This is a genomic window from Janthinobacterium sp. TND4EL3 (assembly GCF_900156175.1).
Taxonomy (GTDB): Bacteria; Pseudomonadota; Gammaproteobacteria; order Burkholderiales; family Burkholderiaceae_D; genus Janthinobacterium.
Genome location: NZ_FTMV01000012.1, coordinates 1 through 25166 on the forward strand (window position 1 = coordinate 1; position 25166 = coordinate 25166).

The following is a 25166-nucleotide window of genomic DNA, read 5'->3' on the forward strand; positions in this document are numbered from 1 at the left end:
GTCAAGGCAAAGTCCGGTTCCACCATCGTCGAAGTCACGCCCGAGTCCGCCGGCTGGACGCACGTGGGCTTTGCCGCGCACCGCCTGGCGCCCGGTGAATCGCTGAGCCTGGAGACGGGCAAGCGCGAGCTGTGTCTCGTCGTGCTGACGGGCACGGTCAACGTGCAGGCGGGTGGACAGACCTGGGAAGCCATCGGCAAGCGCGCCAGCGTCTTCGAGGACGTCTCGCCCTACGCCGTGTATGTGCCGCTGGAAACCACGGTCAGCATCACGGCCGTGAGCGCCGCCGAGGTCGCCCTGTGCAGCGCGCCGGCCACGACGCACCGTCCGGCGCGCCTGATCGAACCTTCCACCATGACGCGCTCCGTGCGCGGCAAGGGTGCCAATACCCGCTACGTGTGCGACATCCTGCCGCAGACGGAAGCAGCGGACGGCTTGCTGGTGGTCGAGGTGGTCACGCCGTCCGGCCATTCGTCGAGCTATCCGCCCCATAAACACGACAGCGACAATATTCCAACCGAGAGTTCGCTGGAGGAAACCTATTACCACCGGCTTAACCCGGAGCAGGGTTTTGCGTATCAACGGGTCTATACGGATGACCGCAGCATCGACGAAGCCATGGCCGTGGAAAACCACGACGTGGTGATGGTGCCGCGCGGCTACCACCCCGTGACCGTGCCGTATGGCTACGACGGCTATTACCTGAACGTGATGGCCGGCCCGAAACGCGTGTGGCATTTTAAAAACGATCCGGCCCATGACTGGCTGATGACGAAATAACCAAGGATAAACAATGATGACCCCGATGATCGGCCACTTTATTGGTGGCAACCCGATGGCTTCGCGCACCGAGCGCACGAGCGACGTCTTCAACCCCGCCACGGGCGCCGTGACGGCCAAGGTGGCGCTGGCGACGCCATCCGAACTGAACGCGGCCGTGGCCGCCGCCCATGCGGCGTTTCCCGCCTGGTCGCAAACGTCGCCGCTGCGCCGCGCCCGCGTCATGTTCAAATTCAAGGAGTTGCTGGAGCAAAACGCCGACAAGCTGGCCGAGCTGATCACGCGTGAACACGGCAAGGTCTTCACGGATGCGAAAGGCGAAGTGACGCGCGGCATCGAAGTGGTGGAATTTGCCTGCGGCATCCCGCAGATGATGAAGGGCGAGTATTCGGAACAGGTAGCCGGCGGCATCGACGCCTGGTCGATCCGCCAGGCGCTCGGTGTCTGCGTCGGCATCACGCCGTTCAACTTTCCCGTGATGGTGCCGATGTGGATGTTCCCGATGGCCATTGCCTGCGGCAATACGTTTGTGTTGAAACCGTCGGAGCGCGACCCGTCGGCCAGCCTGCTGCTGGCGCAGCTGCTGACGGACGCGGGCTTGCCCGACGGCGTCTTCAACGTGCTGCAGGGAGATAAAGAAGCGGTGGACGGCTTGCTGCACCACCCGGACGTGCGCGCCGTCAGCTTCGTCGGTTCCACGCCGATTGCCGAGTATATCTATGCGACGGGCTGCGCCCAGGGCAAGCGCGTGCAGGCCCTGGGCGGCGCGAAAAACCACATGGTCGTCATGCCGGACGCGGACATTCCGCAGACGGTGGACGCCCTGATGGGCGCCGCGTTTGGCTCGGCCGGCGAACGCTGCATGGCCATTTCCGTCGTCGTGGCGGTGGGCAATGTGGCGGATCAATTGGTGGAAGCCCTGGTGCCCCGTATCGCGGCATTGAAGATCACGCAGGGCATGGATCTGAAGGCGGAAATGGGCCCGGTGGTGACGCAGGTGCACAAGGACAAGATCGCCGGCTATATCGCGCAAGGTGTGGAAGAGGGCGCCAAGCTCATCTGCGACGGGCGCGGCTTTGTCCTGCCCGGCCACGAGCACGGCTTTTTCCTCGGCGGCAGCCTGTTCGACCATGTCACGCCGGAGATGACGATCTACAAGGAGGAAATCTTCGGTCCCGTGCTGTGCATCGTGCGCGTGCCCGATTTCACGGCGGCGCTGGACCTGGTCAACGCGCATGAATATGGCAACGGCACGGCCATCTACACGCGCGACGGCAACACGGCGCGCGAATACACGCACCGCGTGCAGGTGGGGATGGTGGGCGTCAACGTGCCGATTCCCGTGCCGATGGCCTTCCACAGCTTCGGCGGCTGGAAGCGCAGCCTGTTCGGCGACCACCATGCGCACGGCCCGGAATCGGTGCGCTTCTATACCAAGCAGAAAGCGGTGACGCAGCGCTGGCCGGCCTCGACGGCGGCTGGGGCGGAGTTTGCCATGCCGACCCTGAAGTAATCCCGCTGTAAAACCGGCTGGTTCGCTTCTTGCTTGCTGCAATGGCTAACTATTTAGCCATTGCAGACCGCTACCATGACGTCCAGCCGTACCCAGCCTTTGCGCATCGTTGTCGTCAATACCATCGTCGAGCACGGCGTGCACGGGGATGCGGCATGGGCGGCGCAAGTGCAGCGCGGCAATGCCTTGCGCATCGGCTTGCTGGAATCGGGCTACGACATCGTCGCCTCGCTGCCAGCCGACCTTTACCTTCCCGAGCGCATTGCCCAGTTGCAGCCCGACCTCATCATCATCGACGCGGAATCGGACGCGCGCGACGTGCTCGAACACATCGTCATCGCCACGCGCGACGAGCGCCGTCCCATCGTCCTGTTCACGGAAGACGGCGCCACGGCCAGCATCGACGCAGCCATGGCGGCCGGCGTCTCCGCCTACATCGTGGCCGGCTTGCAGGCCGAGCGCATCTTGCCCGTGCTCAACGTGGCCCTCGCGCGCTTCCGCCAGGAGGAAAAACTGCGGGCCGAATTGCATGAATCGCGGCACAAGCTGCTGGAACGCAAAGTGATCGAGCGGGCCAAGGGCCTGCTGATGACGCATCACGGCTTGACGGAAGAGCAGACCTACCAGCGGCTGCGCAGCATGGCCATGAACAAGAAACTCAAGCTGGCCGACATCGCCCAGCGCATCCTCGACGTGGAGGACTTGCTGGGATGAAACATCCATTTCCTGACACATGCTGGTGCAACGCACCATTGCGGTGCAATACCCGTCTGCCCGGACCGCGCATCCACGGGCACGTTCCTTGCTGCTGGACGGGGAGAGCCTTGGCCGCGGCGGCGCGGCAAGACAGTATTTATCAGCAAGGAATGGTATGACAGAGAAAATGGCAGACTCCGCCAGCGTGGCGCACCCCCTGCAGCCGGAAAAACAGACGGTACGCATCGGCTACCTGCCGCTGACCGATTGCGCCTCGCTGGTGATGGCGTCAAAGCTGGGTCTCGATGAAAAATACGGCATCAAGATCGAACTGAGCCGGGAGATGTCGTGGGCCGGCGTGCGCGACAAGCTGAACAATGGCGAACTCGACGCGGCCCACGTGCTGTACGGCCTCGTGTATGGCGTGCAGATGGGCGTAGGCGGGCAGCAGCGCGACATGGCCGTATTGATGAATCTCAATCACAGCGGCCAGGCCGTGACCCTGTCGGCGGCGCTGGCGCGCGACGGCGTCCACGATGGCGATACGCTGGCGCGCCACATGCGGGCCGCATCGCGGCCATTTGCGTTCGCGCATACTTTTCCGACTGGCAACCACGCGATGCTGCTGCAATACTGGCTGGCCGCGCAGGGCATCGACCCGCTGCGCGACGCGCGCGTGATGACGGTGCCGCCGTCGCAGATGGTGTCCGCCTTGCGCGCGGGCCAGATGGATGGCTTTTGCGCGGGCGAGCCATGGGGTTACAAGGCCATCGTCGATGGCGTGGGCGTGACGGCCGTCGCCAGCCAGGCGGTCTGGCCCGACCATCCGGGCAAGGTGCTCGGTACCAGCGCCGCCTTTGCGCGCGCGCATCCGAATACTTGCCGCGCCCTGATCGCCGCCGTTCTCGAGGCGGGGCGCTGGATCGACGCCAGCGATGCGAACCGGCTGGAAATGGCCGCCGCCCTGGCTGAGCCCGCCTATCTGCATACGCCACAGGCAATGCTGGTACCGCGCATCCTCGGCCACTACCAGGATGGGCTGGGCAAGACGTGGACCGATGCGCACGGCCTGAAGTTTTACGGCGATGGCGCCGTCAATTTTCCCTACCTGTCCGACGGCATGTGGTTCATGACCCAGCACCGGCGCTGGGGCTTGCTGCGCGACGAACCCGATTATCTGGCGGTGGCAAGGCAAGTCAACCGCATCGACCTGTATCGGCAGGCGGCGGAAATGACGGCCACGCCCATACCAAAATCCCCCATGCGCGCCTCGACCCTGTGCGACGGCGTCGTGTGGGATGGCAGCGCACCGGAAGCGTATGCGGCATCGTTTGCCATCGGTCACTTTTTTTAATGGGAGATATCATCATGGCGCAATGTGGCAGCGTGACCCTGGTGGGCGCCGGTCCCGGCGACCCGGACTTGCTGACGATCAAGGCCGTAAAGGCCATCGCGCGGGCCGACGTGGTGCTGATCGACGACCTCGTCAACCCGGCCATCCTTGGCCATGCGGCACCCGGCGTGCGCGTGGTCGAGGTGGGCAAGCGGGGCGGCTGCGCCTCCACGCCGCAAGCGTTCATTGAACGGCTGATGCTGGCCGAAGCCCGCGCAGGATTGCACGTGGTGCGTCTGAAGGGGGGCGATCCCTACCTGTTCGGGCGCGGCGGCGAAGAGCGCGCGTATTTGCGCAGCCACGGCGTGGCCGTCGAGGTGATCCCCGGCATCAGCAGCGGGGTGGCCGCGCCAGCCGGCATCGGCGTGCCGCTCACGCACCGCGGCTGGAGCCAGGGCGCGATCTTCGTTACCGGTCACGGCAAGGATAGCGCGTCGGAGCCGAACTGGCTTGCGCTGGCGCAAAGCGGCCTGACCTTGGTCATCTACATGGGCGTGGCCAGGGTGGCGCTCATCCAGGCCGGCTTGCTTGCCGGCGGCATGGCGCCCGGCACGCCCGTGGCCGTGGTGCAGTCGGCCAGCCTGCCCACCCAGCGCCAGTTGCTGAGTACTTTGCAGCGCTTGCCCGGCGACTTGCTGGCCAGCGGCCTGGGCAGCCCCAGCATCATCGTCGTGGGCGAGGTGGTGCGCTGCGCCGATGCCTGGGAGGCGCATGGCGCACAGGGCTTGCTGGCCGCGACCGTCTGAGCCTGCCGGCGCCTAGCGGATCGGCAGGGCCACGGGGCGGATGGGCGCTGCGTCGCCGCCGCGGAATTTCAGGGACGCGCCGATGAAGGCGAACTGGTACACCTTGTCGCGCGACAGCGCTTCCAGGTCGACCAGTTCCAGGATGGGCGCGCCCTGCTGCGCCAGCAGATAGGTGTGCACGGGCAGGTAATTGTGCGCCACTTCGGACGGAAACGCCTCGAAACTGAGGTTGTCCGCGCCCACCACCATGGCGCCGCCGTCTTCCACGAGGAATTTCGCCGCATCGAGCGACAGGCCGGGGGGATTGGCCATGTAGGCTTGCGCCTGCTCATAGTGCTGCATGCGGCCTGTGCGTATCAGCACCACGTCGCCCTGTTCCAGCGTCACCTTCTGCTGCGCCAGCGCCGCGCGCAAGTCTTGCCGCGTGACCCGGTAATTGTCGGGCAGTTGCGACAAGCCCTTGGCCACGGCCACGTCGATCAGCACGCCGCGCGCGACGATGGGCGGCAGCTTTTCCGCGCCCGTCACCGTCCAGCCCCGGTCACCCAGGTATTGTTCTTCCGTAAAACCGTTCCAGATCTTGCCGTTCAGGCCGAAATGGTTGAGCGCATCGATATGCGTGCCCATGTGTGCATACATGGAGACGGCCGAGCCCGTGTAACTGACGTGGCGGTTCATGGCGTCGCCCACGTGCATGGAATCGGCCACCACATTGCCTTTCGGCGTGTGCGTCATCCACATCTGGTAGGGCGGATCGCCGGCCGCCTGCCAGCTGGGCATGCCGATATAGAAATCGACGGCCAGGTCATAGCTCTTGCCGCCGTCGATGCGGGCCAGGATGGCGGCGCGCGAGGCCGGCGTCATCAGGTTCAGGCGGCCGATCTCGTCCTTCGGTCCCCAGGGGCTGACGCCCACTTCGGGCAGGGCGGCCTGCACTGTCCCTCCCAGCAGGGCCAGCAGCAGGGCGGCCAGGGTGGCGGATGGTTTGAACATGGTGTGCTCCTTGCGTGACATGAATGAAGAAGCCGTCATCATATTATTTTAAAATTCAATGATAATCAGCGATAAAATAATAAGATATTCAACTGGAAGGAAATAATGATGGATGTGCTGGCGCTCATGCGCGTATTTCGCGCGGTGGTCGAACGTGACAGTTTCAGCAAGGCGGCGCTGGAGCTGGACCAGTCTGCGGCGGCCGTCAGCAAGCAGGTGCGCCAACTGGAAGAGCGGCTCGGCACCGTGCTGCTGGTACGCACGACGCGGCGCATGAGCCTGTCGGACGGCGGGCGTGCCTACTATCTTGAATGCTGCCGCCTGCTCGACGAGATCGCCGCGCTGGAACTGGCCACGCGCGGCTGCGCCGGCAAGGTGGCGGGGCGGCTGCGCGTGAACGTGCCGCTGTCCTTCGGCCTGAAGGTGCTGTCGCCCTTGCTGCCCGCCTTCATGGCGCGCTACCCGGAAGTGAAGCTGGAGCTGACCCTGGACGACCGCCTGCGCGACGTGGTGGGCGAGGGCTATGACGTGTCGCTGCGCATCCGCGCCGCGCTGGCCGATTCGTCGCTGGTTGCGCGGCGCCTGGGCGACGTCGAGCAGATGATTTGCGCATCGCCTGCCTACCTGGCGCGGCGCGGCACGCCGGTGCGGGCGCTGGACCTGCACGGCCACGATTGCCTGGCCTACCGCCTGGCCGACAGTCCCGGCGTCTGGCAGCTGGCCGGCCCGGAAGGGGCGAGCAGCATCGTCCTGCCCGTGCGCCTTTCCGCCGACAGCAGCCTGCTGCTGGCCGACATGCTGGTGGCCGGCGTGGGCGTGGGCGCGCTGCCGTCGTTCGTCGCCGCGCCGCTGCTGGCCAGCGGCGCCCTGGTGCGCGTGCTGCCGTCGCACGCCATGGCCAGGCGCGGCGTGTATGCCCTGATGCCCGACGGCCGCCACGTGCAGGAAAAGGTGCGTGCCTTTTGCGACTTCCTCGCTGCGGCGCTGCAGGGTGGCTAGGTGCTTTCCAGGGCAACCATCGCGCGCGCTTTTTTTCGCCGACAGGCGCGTCGGGCAGGGGCTTTGATAGTATCCTCGTAGCTGATAGAACCGGAATAAGCGATCGACAATGCACACTTTGAGCAAGGGCGGGGCGGGATCAGGCATCAGGATATGGGCGGGCGGGCTGCTGCTGGCGCTGGCGGTGGGCGGCGCCCTGTATGCGGGCGCGGCGCGCACGGTCAATGACGATGCCGAACAGCGTTTCGACAACCTGACCTACGGCGCCCAGCATAGCCTGGCCACGCGGGTGAAAAGCTATTCCGACCTGCTGCGCGGCCTCGAAGCCCTGTTTCGCACCAGCGAGCACCTGACGCGCCGCCAGTTCCACGATTACGTGGCCGGCCTCGATATCGCGCGCCAGTTCCCCGCCATCGAATCGGTCAACTATGCGGTGGCGGTCTCGCCGGCGCAGCGCGCGGCATATATCGACGGCGTGCGCCGCGATACCGGCCTGTCGCCGCGCGGCTACCCCGATTTCACCATTCGCCCGTCCGGTGAGCGGCCCGAATACACGGTGCTCACCTACCTGGAGCCCGATTCCCTGCTGCGCGAGCGCATGGGCGTCGATATCGGCGCCAACCCGCTGGTGGCGCGGGCCCTGGCCCAGGCGCGCGACAGCGGCGAAGTCAGCGCGTCGGGCCAGGTGATCATGATCAAGGGGCCGCCCGCGCACGTGGGCCTGGGCATGCGCCTGCCCGTATACCGCAACGGCATGCCGCAGGGCAGCGTGGCCGAGCGCCGCGCCGCCTACCAGGGCTCCGTCGGCATCGGCTTCGGCGTGGCGCAGCTGGTGCACAGCGCGCTCGAACGCAGCGCGCTCGAACCGCTGCACCTGACCCTGTACAGCGCCGCCGACCCGCTGCCGGCCAGCGGCGTGCTGCGCATCACGCGGCAGGACCGCCTGCTGTTCAACGATGACGGCGATCTGGCGGCGGCGCCGCCGCAGCCGGGCAGCGACGCGGCGTATTTCGACCGCGTGCTGCCCGTGGTGTACCAGGGCGGCCAGTGGAAGGCCCATTTCCGCGTGCGCAAGGAAGAGCTGTACAGCGGTTTTGACCGCTATTTTCCGTGGCTGGCGCTGGCCGTCGGCGTGGCCGGCACGCTGCTCATCTATGGCTATATCTACACCCTGTACCGTTCGCGCCGCAGCGCGGTGGCGCAGCGCACCCTGCTCGACACGGTGCTCGACAGCGTCGACGCCTACGTCTACATGAAGGATGCCGACCTGCGCTACCGTTACGTGAACGCGCGCACGGCAACCATCCTGGGGCGATCCGTGGAACAGGTGATCGGCCGCAGGGACGGCGAATTGATGGTGGGCGACGCTGCCGCCGCCGCGCAGCGCACGGAGCGCCAGGTGTTCGACAGCGGCGTCAAGTTCGTCGGCGAGGAGCGTTTCGTCGATGCGCAGGGCCAGGTGCACCACCTGTGGAGCGTGAAGGTGCCGCTGGGCCTGCCCGGCCCCGTCACGGGCCTGATCGGCCTGTCCACGGACGTGACGGAGCTGCACCGGCTGAAGGAGCAGGCCGACGCGGCCAGCCAAGCCAAGAGCGACTTCCTGTCGAACATGAGCCATGAAATCCGCACGCCGATGAACAGCATCATCGGCATGGCGCACCTGGCCCTGAAATCGGTGGCCGATGTACGCCAGCGCGACTATCTGCAAAAGATCTACCATTCGGGCCAGCATTTGCTGGGCCTGATCAACGACATCCTCGACTTTTCCAAGATCGAGGCGGGCAAGCTGGAACTGGAAGTGCTGGACTTCCGCCTCGACACCCTGCTGGCGAACATCGCCAGCCAGCTGGGCGACGCGGCCGCCCTCAAGGGCCTCACTTTGCAATTCGACATCGCGCCCGAACTGCCGCAGCGCTGGCGCGGCGATCCGCTGCGCCTGGAGCAGGTCTTGCTGAACCTGACCAGCAACGCCATCAAGTTCTCCGACAATGCCAGCATCTTCGTGCGCGTGCGCCAGTCCGAGGAGCGCGGCAGCCACACCATGCTGCGCTTCGAGGTGCAGGACCGGGGCATCGGCATGAACCAGGAAGAGGTGGCGCAGCTGTTCCGCTCCTTCCACCAGGCAGACCCGTCGACCACGCGCAAGTACGGCGGCAGCGGACTGGGGCTGGTGATCAGCAAGCAGCTCGCAGAACTCATGGGCGGCAAGGTGGGCGTGTACAGCCAGCCTGGCCTGGGCAGCACCTTCTGGTTTACGGCGCGCCTGGAAAAATGCGCGCAGGCCAGCGACGACGGCATCGCCGAGGTGGAGCCGGAAGTGCTGGGCGTGATCCGCGGCGCCTCCATCCTGCTGGTGGAAGATAACGTCTTCAGCCAGCAGGTAGGCTGCGAATTGCTGGAAGACGCGGGCGCCACCGTCTGCGTGGCCGGCAACGGCCGCGAGGCGCTGGAGCTGCTGTCGCGCCAGCGCTACGACTGCGTGCTGATGGACGTGCAGATGCCCGAGATGGACGGCTTCGAGGCGACGCGCCGCATCCGCGCCGACCCGCGGCTCGCGGGCCTGCTGGTGATCGCCATGACGGCCAACGCGGGCAGCGAAGACCGCGCCCGCTGCCTGGAAGCGGGCATGGATGAATTCGTGACCAAGCCGATTGCACCGAATCTGCTGTTTCACCTGCTGGCAAAGTGGTTCCGCCTGCGTGGCGGCATCGGCGGTGCCGGCCACGGACCGCTGGGCAGCCTGTCCGCCGCCACGGCGCAGGGGGCGACGCCTGCCGCGCATGGGACGCCGGAATCGCGCGACAGGTCCATCCTCGACCTGGCCACCCTGGCGCTCACGTTCAGCAATGACGGCGTCAAGATGCGCAAGTACACCCAGCTGTTCCTCGATACGGCGCGCGACGGCATCGCCGAAATGGAGCAGGCCATGGCGCTGGAAGACCTGGGCCGCCTGGCGGACCTGGGCCACCGCAGCAAATCGTCGGCGCTGGCCGTGGGGGCGCACGCTTTCGCCGCGCTGTGCCTGTCGATCGAAGGCTTGCGCCTGGGCGGCGACATGCAGCAGGCGCGCGCCCTGCTGACGGCCCTGGCGCCCGCCCTGGCCCAGGTGGCCGAACAAATTTCACTGGAATTTGCCGCCAGCGACGCCCCCTGACGCAGGGAGCGGCGATAATACGGCTTTGGCGCGCCCGGCCGTCCCGGCGGGCGCGCGGCAACCCATCGGATCAGCATGCAAACAACCGTCACGCCCGGCCTTCTCATCCTGCATGGCAACCAGCTGGAACAGCTGCGCGCCGCCGTCTTCCAGTGGCTGCGGCAGCACCCGCTGGCGCCGCTGGAGACGGATATCTTCCTGGTGCAGTCGAACGGCGTGGCCGAATGGCTGAAGATCGCGCTGGCCGAGGAGATGAAGGTGTGCGCCGCCACGCGCATCGCACTGCCGGCGCGCCTGCTGTGGGAAAGCTACCGGGGCATGCTGGGGCGCGAGCGCGTCCCGCGCGTGTCGCCATTCGACAAATCGCCGCTGACCTGGCGCTTGATGCGCCTGCTGCCGTCCCTGCTGGACGACCCGGTATTTGCGCCGCTGCGCTACTTCCTCGCCGACGGCGACGCGGAACGCCGGCTGCAGCTGGCCGAGCGCCTGGCCGACCTGTTTGACCAGTACCAGGTCTACCGGGCCGACTGGCTGGCCGACTGGGCGGCCGGGCGCGACCAGTTGCGCACGGCCCGCGGCGACGCCATGGCCTTGAAGGACGACCAGCGCTGGCAGGCGCAGTTGTGGCGCGCCGTGGCTGCCGACGTGGAGCCGTTCGAGCGCGACACGGGCCGCGCCGACATCCACGACGCCTTCCTGGCGGCGATTGCCGGCGGCGATGCGCCTGCCGGCAAGCTGCCGCGCAGGGTGGTGCTGTTCGGCGTGTCGGCCTTGCCGTACCAGACCTTGCAGGCGCTCGCTGCGCTGGCGCGCCACACGCAGGTGGTGCTGGCCGTGCCGAATCCATGCCAGTTCTACTGGGGCGACATCATCGAGGGGCGCGACTTGCTGCGCGCGGCCAACAAGCGCCAGCGGCAGCGCAACGGTCATGACCTGGCGCAAATTCCAATGGAAGAGCTGCATGCGCACAGCCATCCGCTGCTGGCCAGCTGGGGCAGGCAAGGGCGCGATTTCATCCGCATGCTTGACGAATTCGACGAACACGCGCAAGCCGAAGGGCGCGACGACAGCCTGCGCATCGACCTGTTTGGCGAGGAAACGGGCGAAACCCTGCTGCAGCAGGTGCAGGTGGCCATCCGCGAACTGCGCCCGCTGGCCGAACATGAGCAAACGCCGCCCGACGCCGGCGACCGCTCGATCGAATTTCACGTGGCGCACAGCGTGCAGCGCGAAGTGGAAGTGCTGCATGACCAGCTGCTGGCCATGTTCGCCCACAGCGGCGAGACGGGCTTGCGCCCGCGCGACGTGGTGGTGATGGTGCCCGATATCGACACCTTTACGGCCGCCATCCACGCCGTCTTCGGCCAGTACCGGCGCAATGACGAGCGTTTCATCCCGTTCGAGATCGGCGACGTGAAGGACCGCAGCGTCAACCCGCTGCTCGTCGCGCTCGAGTGGCTGCTGCACCTGCCGCAGCAGCGCTGCCGCCAGAGCGAAGTGCGCGACCTGCTCGACGTGCCGGCGCTGGCTACCCGCTTCGGCCTGCAGCCGGACGACCTGGCCACCCTGGGCGCGTGGATCGAGGGCGCGGGCGTGCGCTGGGGCCTGGACCAGGAACACCGCGCCGGCTTGGGGCTGGGGGCGGCCGGGGAACAGAACGCGTGGATCTTCGGCGTGCGGCGCATGCTGCTCGGCTATGCCAGCGGCAGTGGCGCCAGCTTTGGGGGCATCGAGCCGTATGCGGAAGTGGGTGGCCTCGATGCGGCGCTGGCGGGTTCGCTGGCGCAGCTGGTCGAGGCGCTGCTGCACTGGCGCACCGTGCTGGCCGGCGCGCGCACGCCGGCCGAATGGGGCGAGCAGGCGCGCGCGCTGCTGGCGGCCTTCTTTGACGCCGACGACGAGGGCGACCGCCTGACCCTGGCGCAGCTGGAAGGCGCCCTGCAGGGCTGGCTGGAAACCTGCGGGCACGCGGGCTTTGTCGAGCAGGTACCCTTGTCCGTGCTGCGCGTGGCGTGGCTGGGCGCGCTCGACGAACCGACCCTGAATCACCAGTTCGTCTCCGGCGGCGTCACGTTCTGCACCCTGATGCCGATGCGCGCCGTGCCGTTCCGCGTCGTCTGCCTGCTGGGCATGAACGATGGCGATTTCCCGCGCCGCGCGCCCAAGGCCGATTTCGACTTGCTGGCCTTGCCCGGCATGGCCCGCCCGGGCGACCGTTCGCGCCGCGACGACGACCGCTACCTGATGCTCGAAGCCTTGCTGGCCGCGCGCGACAAGCTGTACGTGAGCTGGGTGGGGCGCAATGTGCGCGACAATTCCGAGCAGCCGCCGTCCGTGCTCGTGTCGCAGCTGCGCGACTACCTGGCCGCAGGCTGGTCGCTGGACCGCCACCTGGCGTCGCTCACCACCGAGCACGCGCTGCAGCCGTTCAGCCGCCGCTACTTCGAGGCGGGCGGCCTGCTCACCTATGCGCGCGAATGGCGCGTGGCGCATGCGGACGCGGATGCGGCTGCGCAGGCAGGGGCGCCGGCCCTGGGCCCGTATGAACTCGACCCGGACACGCGCCTGAAGCTGGGCGAACTGGCCAGCTTTTTGCGCCAGCCCGTCAAGTACTTCTTCCGCCGCCGCCTCAGCGTGCATTTCGCCGATGCGGCCATGCTGGGCGAGGATGAGGAGCCGTTCGGCCTGAATGCGCTCGAGCGCTACCTGCTGGAAGACACCATGCTCGATGACGGCGGCGCCGTGGAAGATATCGACGACGTGCGCGCCAGCCTGGAAGCGCGCGCGGCACGGCTTGCGCGCGAAGGCGTGCTGCCCATCGGCCTGATCGGCCAACAGGTGCAGGCGCAGCTGGTCGAGGCGCTCGTGCCCGTGCGCAGCGCATGGCTGTCCCTGCGCGCCTCGTTTCCGCAGGCGGCCGAGAAGCGCGCCATCAATTTGCCGTTCGGCGAGCTGCAGATCGACGACTGGCTCGACAGATTGTGCAGCAACGGCCGGGACACGGCCTGGCTGATGCAGATTTCCTCGAAGGTGACGGACAAGGGCGGCCAGGCGCGCGGCGACAAGCTGATGCTGATGTGGCTGCGCCAGCTGGCCGCCGCCGCCCTCGATTTCCCCGTCACCGGCTATCTGGTGGCGCGCGACGCCATCGTCAGCATGGCGCCGCTCGATCCGGCCACGTCGCGCGACGCGCTGTCCACCCTGCTGGCGCTGTGGCGCGAAGGCATGAACCATCCGCTGCCGACGGCCTGCAAGACGGGGCTGGCGCTGGTGCAGCAGGGCGACCCGCGCGCCGTCTACGATGGCGGCTTCGATATCTCGGGCGAGCGCGATGAACTGTGCCTGGCGCGCCTGTGGCCCGAGTTTTCCGCGCTGGCGCTTGAAGAAGCGTGGGAAGACTGCACGCGCGAGCTGTATGGCCCGCTGGCAGACTGGCTGCAACAACACATCACGATCGACCCGATCAGCGCGCCCGATGACGGCGCGGGAGAAGAACAATGACGAGCCATCTGCTCAACCCCCTGGAATTTCCCCTGCACGGCTCGCGCCTGATCGAGGCGTCCGCCGGCACCGGCAAGACCTGGACCATCGCCGCCCTGTACGTGCGGCTGGTACTTGGTCACGGCGGCGACGACAGCCGCTTTGCGCGCCCGCTGCTGCCGGCCGACATCCTCGTGATGACGTTCACCCGCGCCGCCACGCGCGAATTGTCGAACCGCGTGCGCGAGCGCCTGATCGAGGCGGCCGCTTATTTTCGCAATGAGTTCCGCCACGAATCCGGCGGCAGCGATCCGTTCCTCGACGCCTTGCTCGAATCCTATCCGGACGAGAGCGAACGGCAGAAGGCCGCGCACCGGCTGATGCTGGCCGCCGAGACGATGGATGAAGCGGCCATCTTCACCATCGACGCCTGGTGCCAGCGCATGCTGCGCGAGCACGCCTTCGACAGCGGCAGCCTGTTCGACGAAGAACTGGTCAGCGACGAACAAGCGCTGTTCGAGGATGCGGCCCACGATTACTGGCGCCAGCAAGTGTATCCGCTGGCGCCGCAGGCGCTCGACGTGCTGCTCGATTGCTGGCCCGACGTGGAAGCGCTGAAAAAGGGAACGCGCGAGCTGTCCCGGCGCGCCGACATCATGGGCATGGCCGAGGAGGAGCCGTTATCCGCGCTGATCGCGCGCGAACAGCGGGCGCTGGCCGCACAGCTGGCCACCCTGAAGGCGGGCTGGGTCGAGCGCGTGGACCGGATGGCGGCATGGATCAACGACCACCGCGCCGCCAATCCCAAGTGTTTTAACGGCGTCAAGATGAAGCCGGAGAACCTGGCGAAGTGGTTCGACGGCTTGCGCCGCTGGGCGCAAGACCCGCTCCTGCTGCTGCCGGCCATCACGGCCAAGGCCTGGGAACGCTTGACGCCGTTCGGCATCGAGGATGCGTTTGCCAAGAGTTTCACGGCCCAGGTGCCCGAGTGCTTCGAGCATACGGAGGCGCTGGGGCTGGCCCTGGCGGCCATCACGCCGCTGGCGCACAAGCTGCACCTGCATGCGGCGGCGGCCATCGCGCGGCGCATGGACCAGTTGAAGCGCCAGTCGCGCCAGTTCGGCTTTGCCGACATGCTGCAGCGCCTGCACGACGCGCTGGCCGGCGAGAATGGCGCAGCCCTGCGCCAGCGCATCGTCGACCAGTATCCGCTGGCCATGGTCGATGAATTCCAGGATACGGCCCCTGCACAGTACCAGATCTTCAATTTGCTTTACCGCATTGCGGAGAATGATCCAGCGCAAGGATTGTTCCTGATCGGCGACCCGAAGCAGTCGATCTACGGCTTTCGCGGCGCCGACATCCAGAGCTACCTGGCGGCGCGGCGCGCGACGAACGGCCGCCACTACCAGCTGGGTACCAATTACCGCTCGACGGCACCCCTGGTGGCCGCCGTCAACCAGCTGTTCCTGCACGCGGAGCGCGCCGAGGTGCCGGCTGGCGCCTTCCGCTACCGCAAGAACGGCGAGAATCCGCTGCCGTTCGAGGCCGTCGACGCCAAGGGCCGCAGCGAGCGCCTGGTGAATGCCGGCGGTCCGCTGCCGGCCCTGCTGGCCGCCTGCGCCAGCGACGAAGGGCTGCGCGGGGACAGCTACCGCGAGTACTTCGCGCAGCATTGCGCCGAGCACATCGTCGCCATGCTGGGCGATGCGCAAGCCGGTTTCGATGGCCCCGACGGATTCGTGCGCCTGCAGCCGGCCGATATCGCCATCCTCGTGCGCGACCGCAAGGAGGCAGCGGCCATCCGCCGCGCGCTGGCGCGCCGCCGGGTCGCCAGCGTGTATTTGTCCGACAAGGATTCCGTCGTCGACAGCGAGGAAGCGGCCGATGTGCTGCGCTGGCTGGCGGCGCTGGCCAACCCGCTCGACGGCGCCCTGGCGCGCGCCGCCTTTGCCACGCGCACCATCGGCTTGCCGCTGGGCGAGCTGGCGCGGCTGTCGAGCGACGAACTGGAATGGGAACGCCGGGTCGAGCAATTGAAGACCCTGCACCTGATCTGGCAGCGCCAGGGCGTGCTGGCCATGCTGCGCCGCTTCATCCACGAACTGCAATTGCCCGCCATGCTGCTGCAGCAGACGGGCGGCGAGCGGCGCCTGACGAATCTGCTGCACCTGGCCGAACTGCTGCAGTCGGCCAGCCGCCAGCTCGACGGCGAACAGGCGCTGATACGCTGGCTGGCCGAGCAGATCGCCGGCGAGGGCGACAACGGCGACGAGCGCGTGCTGCGCCTGGAAAGCGATGCGGAACTGGTCAAGGTCATCACCGTGCACAAGTCCAAGGGCCTCGAATACCCGCTCGTGTACCTGCCGTTCGCCGTCACGGCGCGCAAGGTGGACAAGCGCAACCGCAGCTTCTTCGACTATGCGGGCGAGGATGGCGAACGCCGCCTCGACCTGGCCTTGTCCGACGAAGCCATGGCGGCAGTCGAAGAGGCGCGCATCGAGGAAGACTTGCGTCTGCTGTACGTGGCCCTGACGCGCGCGCGCCATTTCCTGTGGCTGGGCGTGGCCGCCCAGGCGGCGCGCAAGGCGGGCGAGAACACCCTGCACGAATCGGCGCTCGGCTACCTGCTGACGGGCGGCGACAAGCTGCCGGCGGAGCAACTGCTGCTGCGCTGGCAGCAGGTGGCGGGCAATTGCGACGCCATCTACGTGGGCTCGCTGGCGCAGCCCGATGCCTGCACGGTGCTCGACCGGGTCGAGCGGCGCCCCGAGCTGCGTCCCGCGCCCCTGTTCGCGGGCGAATTCGAGCGCGACTGGTCGGTGGGCAGTTTTACCTCGCTGACGCGCCAGATCGGCGCCGTGGCGGCCGCGCACGTGCCGCAGCGGGCGCTGGAAGAGACTTTGCTGGAAGATGGCACGGCTGTGGCCGTGGTCTCGCCGACGCAAATGGGCGACGCCCCATGGCACCGCTTTCCGCGCGGCTCCGTGCCCGGCAACTTCCTGCACGAGCAGCTCGAGTGGATGGGCAGCGAAGGCTTTGACAGCGTCCACGATGCCAATTTCGACACGCGCCTGGCCGCGCGCTGCGAGCGGGCCGGCTGGGGCCACCGCCAGGAAGACGCCATCGCCTGGCTCAGGGAGATCGCCATCACGCCGCTGCCGCTGCTCGACGCCTCGCTGTCCGAACTCGATAGCACCCTGTCCGAGATGGAGTTCTGGCTCCCCAGCGAGCATCTGTCCACCGGCGCGCTCGATCAGCTGTGCACGCGCTTGCTGCTGGGCGGCGCGCCGCGTCCCGTGCTGCCGCGGCGCCCGCTGCACGGCATGCTCAAAGGTTTTGCCGACCTGGTCATCGAAAGGGAAGGGCGCTACTGGGTGCTCGACTACAAGTCCAATGCGCTGGGCGCCAACGACGACGCCTATCACACGGCCGCGCTGGCGGCCGGCATGGCGCAGCACCGCTACGACATCCAGGGCGCCATCTACATGCTGGCCCTGCACCGGCTGCTGAAAAGCCGGCTTGGCGACGCCTACGACCCGGCCGAACACCTGGGCGGCGCCATTTTCCTGTTCCTGCGCGGCATCGCGAATGCGGACACGCACGGCTGCTACTGGCTGGCGCCGCAACTGGAGCTGCTGGACGGCCTCGATCAATTATTGTCAGAAGAAGCGGAACACCATGCAGCATAGCGAGCGAATGAATGCCTTGTTCAACCACGTCGACGGCGTCGCCGGGGATGGCCATCTGCGCCGCCTGAGCGCCGCCTTTGCCCGCTTCATCGCCAGCCTGGACGAGCAGGCGCCTGACGCGGCCGCCGTGGCCTTGGCCTGCGTGGTGCTGTCCGAGCTGGAAGGGCGGGGCCACAGCTGTCTGATGCTGGCGGACCTGGCGGGCGAACCGTCGCAGCTGCTGGGCTGGAGCGAGGAGCTGTGGCATGGAGTGCTGGCTGTTTCCGGCCCGCTGCCGGGCAGCGCCGCCGGCTGGCGCGCGCTGCTGGCCGGCGCGCCGCAGGTGTGGCGGGTGGGTGCGCCCGACGCGAAACAGCCGCTGGTGCTCGACGGCGACCGTTTGTACCTGCGCCGCTACTGGCGCGACGAGACACTGGTCGGTGAAAAAATCGCCGCGCGCGCGCAGACTTTGACCAATCCGCCGCTGGCGCAGGTGCGCCAATGGCTCGACATCCTGTTCGACCAGCCCACGCAGGACGGTGGCCCGGACTGGCAAAAGGCGGCCTGCGCCGTCGCCCTGCGCGGCAAGGTGGCCATCATCACGGGCGGCCCGGGGACGGGCAAGACGTACACGGTGGCCAGTTTGCTCACCTTGCTGTTTGCCGTCTCGCCGCAGCCGGAGCAACTGCGCATCGCGCTGGCCGCGCCGACGGGCAAGGCGGCCGCGCGATTGAAACAGTCGATCGACAAGGCCTTGAGCGGCCTGGCGGAAAAGGTCGGGGAAGCCTTGCCGCTGCTGGAACTGGCGCGGCGCATGGGCGCGGCGCGCACCCTGCATAGCTTGCTGGGCGCGCGGCCCGATACGCGCGCTTTTGCCCACCATGCGGGCAATCAGCTCGACGTGGACGTGCTGATCGTCGATGAAGCGTCGATGGTGCACCTGGAGATGATGGCGTCCGTGCTCGACGCGCTGCCGCCCACGGCGATATTGATCCTGCTGGGCGACAAGGATCAATTGGCGTCCGTGGAGGCGGGCGCCGTGCTGGGCGACTTGTGCCACGATGCGCAGGCGGGCGGCTACACGGACGCCACCATCGCGTATGCGCAGGCAGCCAGCGGCGTGGCCATTCCCGCCGATTTTGCCGGGACGGCCGGCGCGCTGGCGCAGCAGACGGTGATGCTGCGCCACAGCCACCGTTTCAGCGGGCCGATCGGCGAACTGGCCTTGGCCGTGAATGCCGGCAGACCCGATCTGGCCAAGGCGTGTTTTGCCGCCGACAGCGGCGGCCAGCTGGCGTGGAGCGTGCCGGCGCAGCAGGAAGACGTGCTGCGCCTGGCCTTGCGCGGGCGGGCCGACGCGCCGGGCGGCTACCAGCCCTACCTGGCGCTGGTGCATGCCGGCGAGGCGGCGTACGCGCAGCATGACGACTGGGTGCGCGCCGTGCTGCACGCTTTCGAGTCGTTCCGCATCCTGTGCGCCGTGCGCGAAGGCGAGTGGGGCGTGGCGGGCCTGAACACGGCCATCGAACTGCGGCTGGAAAAGGACGGGCTGATACGCCGCAGCGAGTGGTATGTGGGGCGCCCCGTGATGGTCACGCGCAACGACTACGGCACGGGCGTGTTCAATGGCGATATCGGCCTGACCCTGCGCGACCCTGCGCGGCCCGGCTCCCTGCGCGTGTACTTCCTGGAAGGCGAAAACGTGCGCAGCGTGCTCGCCACGCGCTTGCGCAACGTGGAAACGGCGTTCGCCATGACGGTGCACAAGTCGCAGGGCTCGGAATTCCGCCATACCGTGCTGGTGCTGCCGCAGGAAGGCGGCGCCATGCTGGCGCGCGAGCTGGTCTACACGGGCATCACGCGCGCGCGCGACTTCTTTACCCTCGTCTCGCCCACGCAGGCCGTGCTGTTCGACGCGATCCTGCGCCGCACGCAGCGCGCCAGCGGGCTGCGGGGCCTGATCGGCTGATTTACTTCGCCAGCTTCGCCTTGGCCACCAGCGCCTGCACCACTTGCAGGGTGGCTTGCTCCACGCCTTGGCGCGGCAAGCCCGGGTTGGCGCCGGCGACCATCGATGGATTGGTCAGGTAGCGCCCGCCCACGATCAGGGTGGGCGTGCTGTCGACCTGGTAGCCGGCGGCCAGGCGCGGCAGGTTTTTCAGCCTGGTCTGCACGCCAAACGACTGGTAGGCGCCTTCGAAGGTCGTCTTGTCCAGGCCATTTTTCAGCGCCCAGTCGAGGTTATCGCGGTCGCTGGCCAGGCGCTTGCGCTCCACATGCCAGGTATGCATGACTTGCGCGTGCAGCGTCTCTTCCTTCTTCAGCGCTTCCAGGGTCAGGAACAGATGCGCTTCCGGATCATTTTCCGGCGTGTGCGGCAAATGGATGCGGCGGAACGACACCGTGGCGGCATTGTCCTTGACCCAGTTCGCCAGGCCAGGCTCCAGCGCGTTGCAGGCGGGGCAGTGGTACATGAAAAACCCGATCACTTCCACCTTGCCCGGCGCCGCCTGCACGGGCTGCGGCGTGGCCAGCACCTGGTCTTGCTTGCCCGGCACGGGCGCTTGCGGCGAGGCGAAGGCGCTGGAGATGGCGAAGCTGGCGCAGGCCAGGACGCCGTGGCGCAAACGCATGGAAGCTCCTTTGGAAAGATTGACCATGCGGCAATCGTTGTGGAGCGTCAACGTCTGACGGTGTTGCTTTGCTGTAATAAATATTTATTATTCCGAATATTGAATAATATCGTTCCGATTTTTGTGTGAAAATGGCAGCAGAGTGTGCGTGGCAAGGCCGCTGGTTCGCACCATAAAAATCACCACAGAGGAGTACACCATGTTTTCATCGTTGCGCACGCGTCTGGTGCTCATTTGCGTTTCCATCGTCGTCCTGTCCATGCTGGCCTTGTCGCTCGCCAATTACGTCACCACGCGCAACAGCATGCTGGCGTCGGCCGACCAGCAGATGCAGCAGCTGCTGCACAGCCAGTCCGCCGTGCTGGCGCAATGGGTCGATGGCAAGAAGAAGGTCATGGCCTCCGTCGTCATGTCGGCCGAGACGCCCGATCCGTTGCGCGCCTTCCAGATTGCGGAAAAGGCCGGCGATTTTGCGGAGGTGTTCATCGGCTACGCGGACAAGCGCTCCGTGTTTACCCATCCTGGCCGTCCGGCCGATTTCGACCCGACGGCGCGCGCCTGGTACACGGACACCGTCAAGGCGGGCGTGCCCATGCTCACGCCGCCGTACGTGGACGCGGCCAGCCACAAGCTGGTGGTGTCGTTCACGGCGCCCGTCGGGCCGAAAGAGGCGCTGCTGGGCGTGGCGGGCGCGGACGTGCTGCTCGATACGGTGATCGCCAACGTGGTGGCGATCAAGCCGACGCCGCACAGCTTTGCCTTCCTCGTCGACCAGAGCGGCACCATCATCGCCCATGCGGACAAGGAACTGAGCCTGCAGCCGGTGGCGAAAATCGATGCGGCGCTGTCGGCCGCGCAGGTGAACCGGCTGGAAAGCACGCGCACGAGCGAGGCCGTGCGCTTGAACGAGCGCGATGGCATGCTGTATGTGACGCGCGTGGCGGGCACGGACTGGCTGCTGGCCGTGGTGCTGGACCAGCAGGAAGCCATGCACGCCTTGCAGACGATGCTGACGACGGCCACCGTCACGGCCGTGCTGCTGACGGGCCTGGCCGCAGTGCTGCTGTCGCTGCTGGTCTTTAAAATGCTCAAGCGCCTGGAACTGGTGCGCGATGCGCTCGACGACATCGCCTCGGGCGAAGGCGACCTGACGCGCCGCCTCGACGCTTCCGGCGTGGATGAACTGGCGCAGATCGCGGGCGCCTTCAACCGCTTCATCGACAAGATCGCCGCCGTGCTCGTGAAAATCCGCACGGCCAGCGAATCGGTGAAAGTATCGTCGTCGGAAATCGCCGCCGGCAACCAGGACCTGTCCTCGCGCACGGAACAGCAGGCCAGCTCGCTGGAAGAAACGGCCGCCTCGATGGAGGAGCTGACTTCCACCGTGAAGCAGAACGCGGACAATGCGCGCCAGGCCAACCAGATGGCGCAATCGGCGTCCGGCGTGGCCAGCAAGGGCGGGCAGGTGGTGGCGCAGGTGGTCGACACCATGGCCTCGATCAACGATTCGTCGAAGAAGATCGTCGACATCATCAGCGTCATCGACGGCATCGCCTTCCAGACGAATATCCTGGCCCTGAACGCGGCCGTGGAAGCGGCGCGCGCGGGCGAGCAGGGAAGGGGCTTTGCCGTGGTGGCGACGGAAGTGCGCAGCCTGGCGCAGAGGTCAAGCCAGGCGGCCAAGGAAATCAAGCTGCTGATCGACGATTCCGTGGGCAAGGTCGATTCGGGCGCGCGCCTCGTCGACGAGGCGGGGGCGACGATGCAGGAAATCGTCGACAGCGTGCGCCGCGTCACCGACATCATGGGCGAGATCACGGCCGCCAGCGCCGAGCAAAGCTCGGGCATCGAACAGGTGAACCAGGCGATTGCGCAGATGGACCAGGTCACGCAGCAGAATGCGGCCCTGGTGGAAGAGGCGGCCGCCGCGGCGGAAAGCCTGCAGGACCAGGCCAGCACCCTGGCGCAGGTGGTGGGCGTGTTCAAGCTCGATGACGGGCAGGCGGCCGCGCCGCAGGCTGTCAAGCCCGTGGCGCGGCCGCCTGCGCCGGTGCGCATCGCGCAGGCGCCCGCCTCCCGGGCCGCGGCGCAGCGCAAGCCGGAAGCGAGCGAGGAGTGGGAAACGTTCTAGGCAGCGCTCAGGCGCGCCGGGGCGCCAGGGTCGGCGCCATCTGCTTTGCGACTTCAAAAAAAGCGTTGGTGGCCGGCGTGTTCTGGCGCCGGTCGCGCACGGCCAGGCCCACCTTGCGGCTGACGGGCGGATTTAACGGCAGGGCCACCAGTTCCGGGTACTGTTCCCGCAAGCGCTGCGGCAGGGCCAGTTCGGCCACGATGGAGACGCCGTCGCCGCGGCTGACCATGTCGAGGATGGTGATGACCTGGCTGATGCGATAGGGGACATTCGGCTGCAAGCCCGCGTTGGCGAACAGGGGCTCGATCAGGCAGGCGCAGCCCGCCTCGGACATGATGAACGGCCCTTCGCACAGCTGCGCCAGGGTGATGGCCGTTTCGCCGGCCAGCGGGTGGCTGCGCGGCACCAGCGCCATCATCTGGTCTTCCACCAGCGGCGCCGTGTCGAAGCGCTCGTCGGGCAGCACGACGAAGCCCACGTCCACGCGGCGTTCGCGTATCCACTGCACCACTTCATGGTCGGCGCCCTCGTCGATGCGCAGGGCGATGCCCGGATAGCGCAGGCGAAATTGCGCCGTGATGGCCGGCAGCAGGTTCAGCGACGAAGTGGGGCCGAAGGAGCCGATGCGCAGGCTGCCCTGGCGCTGGCCCAGCACGTCGGCCGCTTCCTGGCGCATGGCTTCCGACAGACCGAGGATTTCGCGTGCCCGCACCAGCAGCTGGCGGCCCACGTCCGTCAGCTCGGCCGACGCCTGGTGGCGCACGATCAGGTCCACGCCCATCTCTTTTTCCAGCGCCTTCAAGGCATGCGAGACGGCCGACTGGCTGATGCCCAGCTGCGCGGCAGCGGCGGAAAAGCCGTGCAGTTCGGCCACCAGGGTAAAGATTTCCAGTTGCGCGAAGGTCATCTGTGGTTTTCCTGTGTTATGAGTATTTGCTCATTATTTCATGAGTTGATATTAGTATTAATATATAAGTGTACAGCATGTACGCCACCCGCCGCGCAAGCGGCCTTACAGGAACTCCCATGTCTTCATCCGCCGTACCTTCAGCCGCCTTGGCTGCCGCGCAATCGCCGCTCGTCTACCTGAAACTGATTTTCGTCGCCCTGTTCTGGGGCGGCACCTTTATCGCGGGCCGCGTGCTGGCGCAGCAGATGCCGCCGATGACGGCCGCCAGCGGGCGCTTTGGCGTGGCCGTGCTGCTGCTTGTCGTGCTGGCCTGGAAACTGGAAGGGGGCTTGCCGCGCCTGGACCGCAAGCAGCTGATGACGACGGCCGCGCTGGGCCTGACGGGCATCTTTTTATATAACCTGTGCTTCCTGGCGGCCCTGTCGCGCATGCCGGCCGGGCGCACGGCCCTGTTCGTGGCCCTGAACCCCATCGTCACGGCGCTGGCGTCGGCCATGCTGTTCCGCGAACGGCTGGGATCGTTCAAGTGGCTGGGCATCCTGCTGGCATTCTGCGGCACGGCCATCGTCATCACGCGCGGCGACCTGGCCGGCGTGCTGCACGGCACGGGCGGCGGCATCGGCGCCGGCGAAATCTTCATGTTCTGCGGCATTTCCAGCTGGGCCGCCTATACCCTGATCGGCCGGGTGGCGCTGAAGGGACTCTCGCCGATTGCCGCCACCACGTATGCGGCGATGTGGGGCCTGGCCTTTTTGCTGGTGGGGGCGGCCGTGGAGTTTCCGACCGTGCCATGGCGCAGCTTCGGCTGGCAAGTGTGGGCCGCCATCGGCTATCTGGGCGTGTTCGGCACGGTGATCGGCTTTGTCTGGTATTACGAGGGCGTCAAGGCGCTGGGACCGTCGCGCACGGCCGTGTTCAACAACCTCGTGCCCGTGTTCGGCATCGTGCTGGCGGCGGGACTGCTGGGCGAGCCGGTGCTCGCCTCGATGCTCGTGGGCGGCGCGGTGACGATAGCCGGCGTGGTGATGACCAACCGGCAAGCGAAGTAATTATTTGGCGCGGCGGCGCTTCGATGGCTTCGCCGGCGCTTTTTTATGCCGGCTGACGGAAGCGCGCGTCACTTTCGGCTCTTCGATGCCGTTCTCGGCCGCCAGCATGCGGCGGATGTTGACGGCGTCCATGGCGCGCACGGAATTGGCGCGCGCGTTGAGCAGGATCATGGTGGCGAACTTGCCGGCCGACTTGATGCGCATGATCAGGCAGCGGCCCGCTTCATTCGTGTAGCCCGTCTTCGACAGGCCGATATCCCAGCCCTTGGCGCCCACCAGGCGGTTCGTGTTGTGGTATTCCACGTCGCGGCCCTTGATCTGGATCACGTCCTTCGAATCGGTGGTGATGCGGCTGATTTCCGGGTAGCGCGAGGCGGCCACGGCCATCTTGACGAGGTCCGCCGCCGTCGACTGGTTGTTCGGCGACAGGCCCGTCGGCTCTTCGATCACGGTCTGGCGCATGCCCAGGGCCTTGATCTTGGCGTTGACGGCCACGGCAAACGCCGTCGGGCCGCCGGGGAAGGTGCGCGCCAGCGAGGCGGCGGCACGGTTATCGGACGACATCAGCGCCAGTTGCAGCACGTCGTGGCGGCTCAGGGTGGCGCCCACGGGCACGCGCGAGGTGCTGTGTTTCAGGGTGTCGACGTCCTCGCGGTCGATGCTGATCTCTTCCTGCATGTTCGCCTTGGAGTCGAGCACGACCATGGCCGTCATGAGTTTGGTCAGCGAGGCGATGGGTACCACCACGTTGGAATTTTTTTCAAGCAAGACTTTGCCGGTGCCGTCTTCGACCACCAGGATGGACTGGGAACCGAAGGGCACGGCGATGGCCGCTGTCGAAAGCGTCATCAGCACCGCGGCGAACATTTTTTTGAGCATGGGATTGTATGTGGAAAAGCAGTTTTGGGGCGCCATCGTGGGCGCTGCGCGCAAAGCCGGGACAGGGCCGCGCGGGGACGCGGCGTGTATCTCGGAGGCAACATTTGCCAAGCTTAAACAATACCATTAAAGATCAAGC

The 25166-nt window shown here is 67.0% G+C and carries 16 protein-coding genes; 12 read left to right on the forward strand and 4 right to left on the reverse strand.

Annotation, left to right across the window (positions count from 1 at the left end; genetic code table 11):
* The 5 genes from iolB to cobA form a co-directional block, all read left to right on the forward strand.
* Positions 1 to 780, forward strand: a 780-nt coding sequence (gene iolB / locus BXA07_RS18090; RefSeq protein WP_244556329.1) for a 5-deoxy-glucuronate isomerase, incomplete at its 5' end; no start/stop codon positions are given.
* A gap of 13 nt (positions 781 to 793) precedes the next feature.
* A complete protein-coding gene (locus BXA07_RS18095) occupies positions 794 to 2293 on the forward strand; it encodes a CoA-acylating methylmalonate-semialdehyde dehydrogenase (RefSeq protein WP_083708385.1) in 1500 nt (499 codons plus the stop codon).
* Between the two features lie 75 nt (positions 2294 to 2368).
* A complete protein-coding gene (locus BXA07_RS18100; protein ID WP_076569572.1) occupies positions 2369 to 3007 on the forward strand; it encodes an ANTAR domain-containing response regulator in 639 nt (212 codons plus the stop codon).
* A gap of 157 nt (positions 3008 to 3164) precedes the next feature.
* Positions 3165 to 4343: a CmpA/NrtA family ABC transporter substrate-binding protein gene (locus tag BXA07_RS18105; RefSeq protein ID WP_076569574.1), complete on the forward strand. Its 1179-nt coding sequence runs from the start codon at positions 3165 to 3167 to the stop codon at positions 4341 to 4343.
* Positions 4344 to 4357: 14 nt separating this feature from the next.
* Positions 4358 to 5128 (forward strand): uroporphyrinogen-III C-methyltransferase, encoded by a 771-nt coding sequence (gene cobA, locus BXA07_RS18110; RefSeq protein WP_076569939.1) that lies wholly within the window; start codon positions 4358 to 4360, stop codon positions 5126 to 5128.
* A 12-nt stretch (positions 5129 to 5140) separates the two neighbouring features.
* On the opposite strand, the gene BXA07_RS18115 is transcribed toward cobA, so the two are convergent.
* Positions 5141 to 6121, reverse strand: a complete 981-nt coding sequence (locus tag BXA07_RS18115; RefSeq protein ID WP_139335643.1) for a cyclase family protein — start codon at positions 6119 to 6121, stop codon at positions 5141 to 5143.
* Between the two features lie 108 nt (positions 6122 to 6229).
* On the opposite strand from BXA07_RS18115, the gene BXA07_RS18120 reads away from it, so the two are divergent.
* The 5 genes from BXA07_RS18120 to recD all read left to right on the forward strand — a co-directional run bounded on the left by BXA07_RS18120 (position 6230) and on the right by recD (position 19394).
* Positions 6230 to 7120, forward strand: coding sequence for a LysR family transcriptional regulator (locus BXA07_RS18120; protein ID WP_076569576.1), 891 nt, complete (start codon positions 6230 to 6232; stop codon positions 7118 to 7120).
* Between the two features lie 109 nt (positions 7121 to 7229).
* The gene (locus BXA07_RS18125; protein WP_076569577.1) at positions 7230 to 10274 is read left to right on the forward strand and encodes a CHASE domain-containing protein; all 3045 of its coding nucleotides are present in this window, start codon (positions 7230 to 7232) and stop codon (positions 10272 to 10274) included.
* 75 nt (positions 10275 to 10349) lie between these two features.
* Positions 10350 to 13775 carry an exodeoxyribonuclease V subunit gamma gene (gene recC, locus BXA07_RS18130; RefSeq protein ID WP_076569579.1) on the forward strand — a complete coding sequence of 1142 codons (3426 nt, stop codon included), beginning with the start codon at positions 10350 to 10352 and terminating at the stop codon, positions 13773 to 13775.
* Entirely contained in the window at positions 13772 to 17446 is a 3675-nt protein-coding gene (gene recB / locus BXA07_RS18135; protein WP_076569580.1) for an exodeoxyribonuclease V subunit beta, read from the forward strand. Before recC ends, recB begins: the two co-directional genes overlap by 4 nt.
* 7 nt (positions 17447 to 17453) lie before the next feature.
* Positions 17454 to 19394, forward strand: coding sequence for an exodeoxyribonuclease V subunit alpha (gene recD, locus BXA07_RS18140; protein WP_244556330.1), 1941 nt, complete (start codon positions 17454 to 17456; stop codon positions 19392 to 19394).
* 1 nt (position 19395) lies between these two features.
* On the opposite strand, the gene BXA07_RS18145 is transcribed toward recD, so the two are convergent.
* A complete protein-coding gene (locus tag BXA07_RS18145) occupies positions 19396 to 20058 on the reverse strand; it encodes a thiol:disulfide interchange protein DsbA/DsbL (RefSeq protein ID WP_076569584.1) in 663 nt (220 codons plus the stop codon).
* Positions 20059 to 20257: 199 nt separating this feature from the next.
* Between BXA07_RS18145 and BXA07_RS18150 the strand changes: the two genes are divergently transcribed.
* The gene (locus BXA07_RS18150) at positions 20258 to 22189 is read left to right on the forward strand and encodes a methyl-accepting chemotaxis protein (protein WP_076569585.1); all 1932 of its coding nucleotides are present in this window, start codon (positions 20258 to 20260) and stop codon (positions 22187 to 22189) included.
* Positions 22190 to 22196: 7 nt separating this feature from the next.
* Here the strand turns inward: BXA07_RS18150 and BXA07_RS18155 are convergent, their stop codons facing one another.
* Complete coding sequence (locus BXA07_RS18155; RefSeq protein ID WP_076569587.1) at positions 22197 to 23096, reverse strand: LysR family transcriptional regulator; 900 nt, start codon at positions 23094 to 23096, stop codon at positions 22197 to 22199.
* A gap of 119 nt (positions 23097 to 23215) precedes the next feature.
* On the opposite strand from BXA07_RS18155, the gene BXA07_RS18160 reads away from it, so the two are divergent.
* Positions 23216 to 24148 (forward strand): DMT family transporter, encoded by a 933-nt coding sequence (locus BXA07_RS18160; protein WP_076569589.1) that lies wholly within the window; start codon positions 23216 to 23218, stop codon positions 24146 to 24148.
* Here BXA07_RS18160 and BXA07_RS18165 read toward each other — a convergent pair whose 3' ends face one another.
* Complete coding sequence (locus BXA07_RS18165; RefSeq protein WP_076569590.1) at positions 24149 to 25027, reverse strand: serine hydrolase; 879 nt, start codon at positions 25025 to 25027, stop codon at positions 24149 to 24151.
* Positions 25028 to 25166 lie beyond the last annotated feature (139 nt).

What these genes read in the sequence shown, in the direction of transcription:
- BXA07_RS18155 (WP_076569587.1), bottom strand. Translation starts at nt 23,096, where the DNA reads ATGACCTTCGCGCAACTGGAAATCTTTACCCTGGTGGCCGAACTGCAC.
- cobA (WP_076569939.1), top strand. Translation starts at nt 4,358, where the DNA reads ATGGCGCAATGTGGCAGCGTGACCCTGGTGGGCGCCGGTCCCGGCGAC.
- recB (WP_076569580.1), top strand. Translation starts at nt 13,772, where the DNA reads ATGACGAGCCATCTGCTCAACCCCCTGGAATTTCCCCTGCACGGCTCG.
- recD (WP_244556330.1), top strand. Translation starts at nt 17,454, where the DNA reads ATGAATGCCTTGTTCAACCACGTCGACGGCGTCGCCGGGGATGGCCAT.
- recC (WP_076569579.1), top strand. Translation starts at nt 10,350, where the DNA reads ATGCAAACAACCGTCACGCCCGGCCTTCTCATCCTGCATGGCAACCAG.
- BXA07_RS18115 (WP_139335643.1), bottom strand. Translation starts at nt 6,121, where the DNA reads ATGTTCAAACCATCCGCCACCCTGGCCGCCCTGCTGCTGGCCCTGCTG.
- BXA07_RS18150 (WP_076569585.1), top strand. Translation starts at nt 20,258, where the DNA reads ATGTTTTCATCGTTGCGCACGCGTCTGGTGCTCATTTGCGTTTCCATC.
- BXA07_RS18120 (WP_076569576.1), top strand. Translation starts at nt 6,230, where the DNA reads ATGGATGTGCTGGCGCTCATGCGCGTATTTCGCGCGGTGGTCGAACGT.
- BXA07_RS18100 (WP_076569572.1), top strand. Translation starts at nt 2,369, where the DNA reads ATGACGTCCAGCCGTACCCAGCCTTTGCGCATCGTTGTCGTCAATACC.
- BXA07_RS18125 (WP_076569577.1), top strand. Translation starts at nt 7,230, where the DNA reads ATGCACACTTTGAGCAAGGGCGGGGCGGGATCAGGCATCAGGATATGG.
- BXA07_RS18145 (WP_076569584.1), bottom strand. Translation starts at nt 20,058, where the DNA reads ATGCGTTTGCGCCACGGCGTCCTGGCCTGCGCCAGCTTCGCCATCTCC.
- BXA07_RS18160 (WP_076569589.1), top strand. Translation starts at nt 23,216, where the DNA reads ATGTCTTCATCCGCCGTACCTTCAGCCGCCTTGGCTGCCGCGCAATCG.
- BXA07_RS18095 (WP_083708385.1), top strand. Translation starts at nt 794, where the DNA reads ATGATGACCCCGATGATCGGCCACTTTATTGGTGGCAACCCGATGGCT.
- BXA07_RS18105 (WP_076569574.1), top strand. Translation starts at nt 3,165, where the DNA reads ATGACAGAGAAAATGGCAGACTCCGCCAGCGTGGCGCACCCCCTGCAG.
- BXA07_RS18165 (WP_076569590.1), bottom strand. Translation starts at nt 25,027, where the DNA reads ATGCTCAAAAAAATGTTCGCCGCGGTGCTGATGACGCTTTCGACAGCG.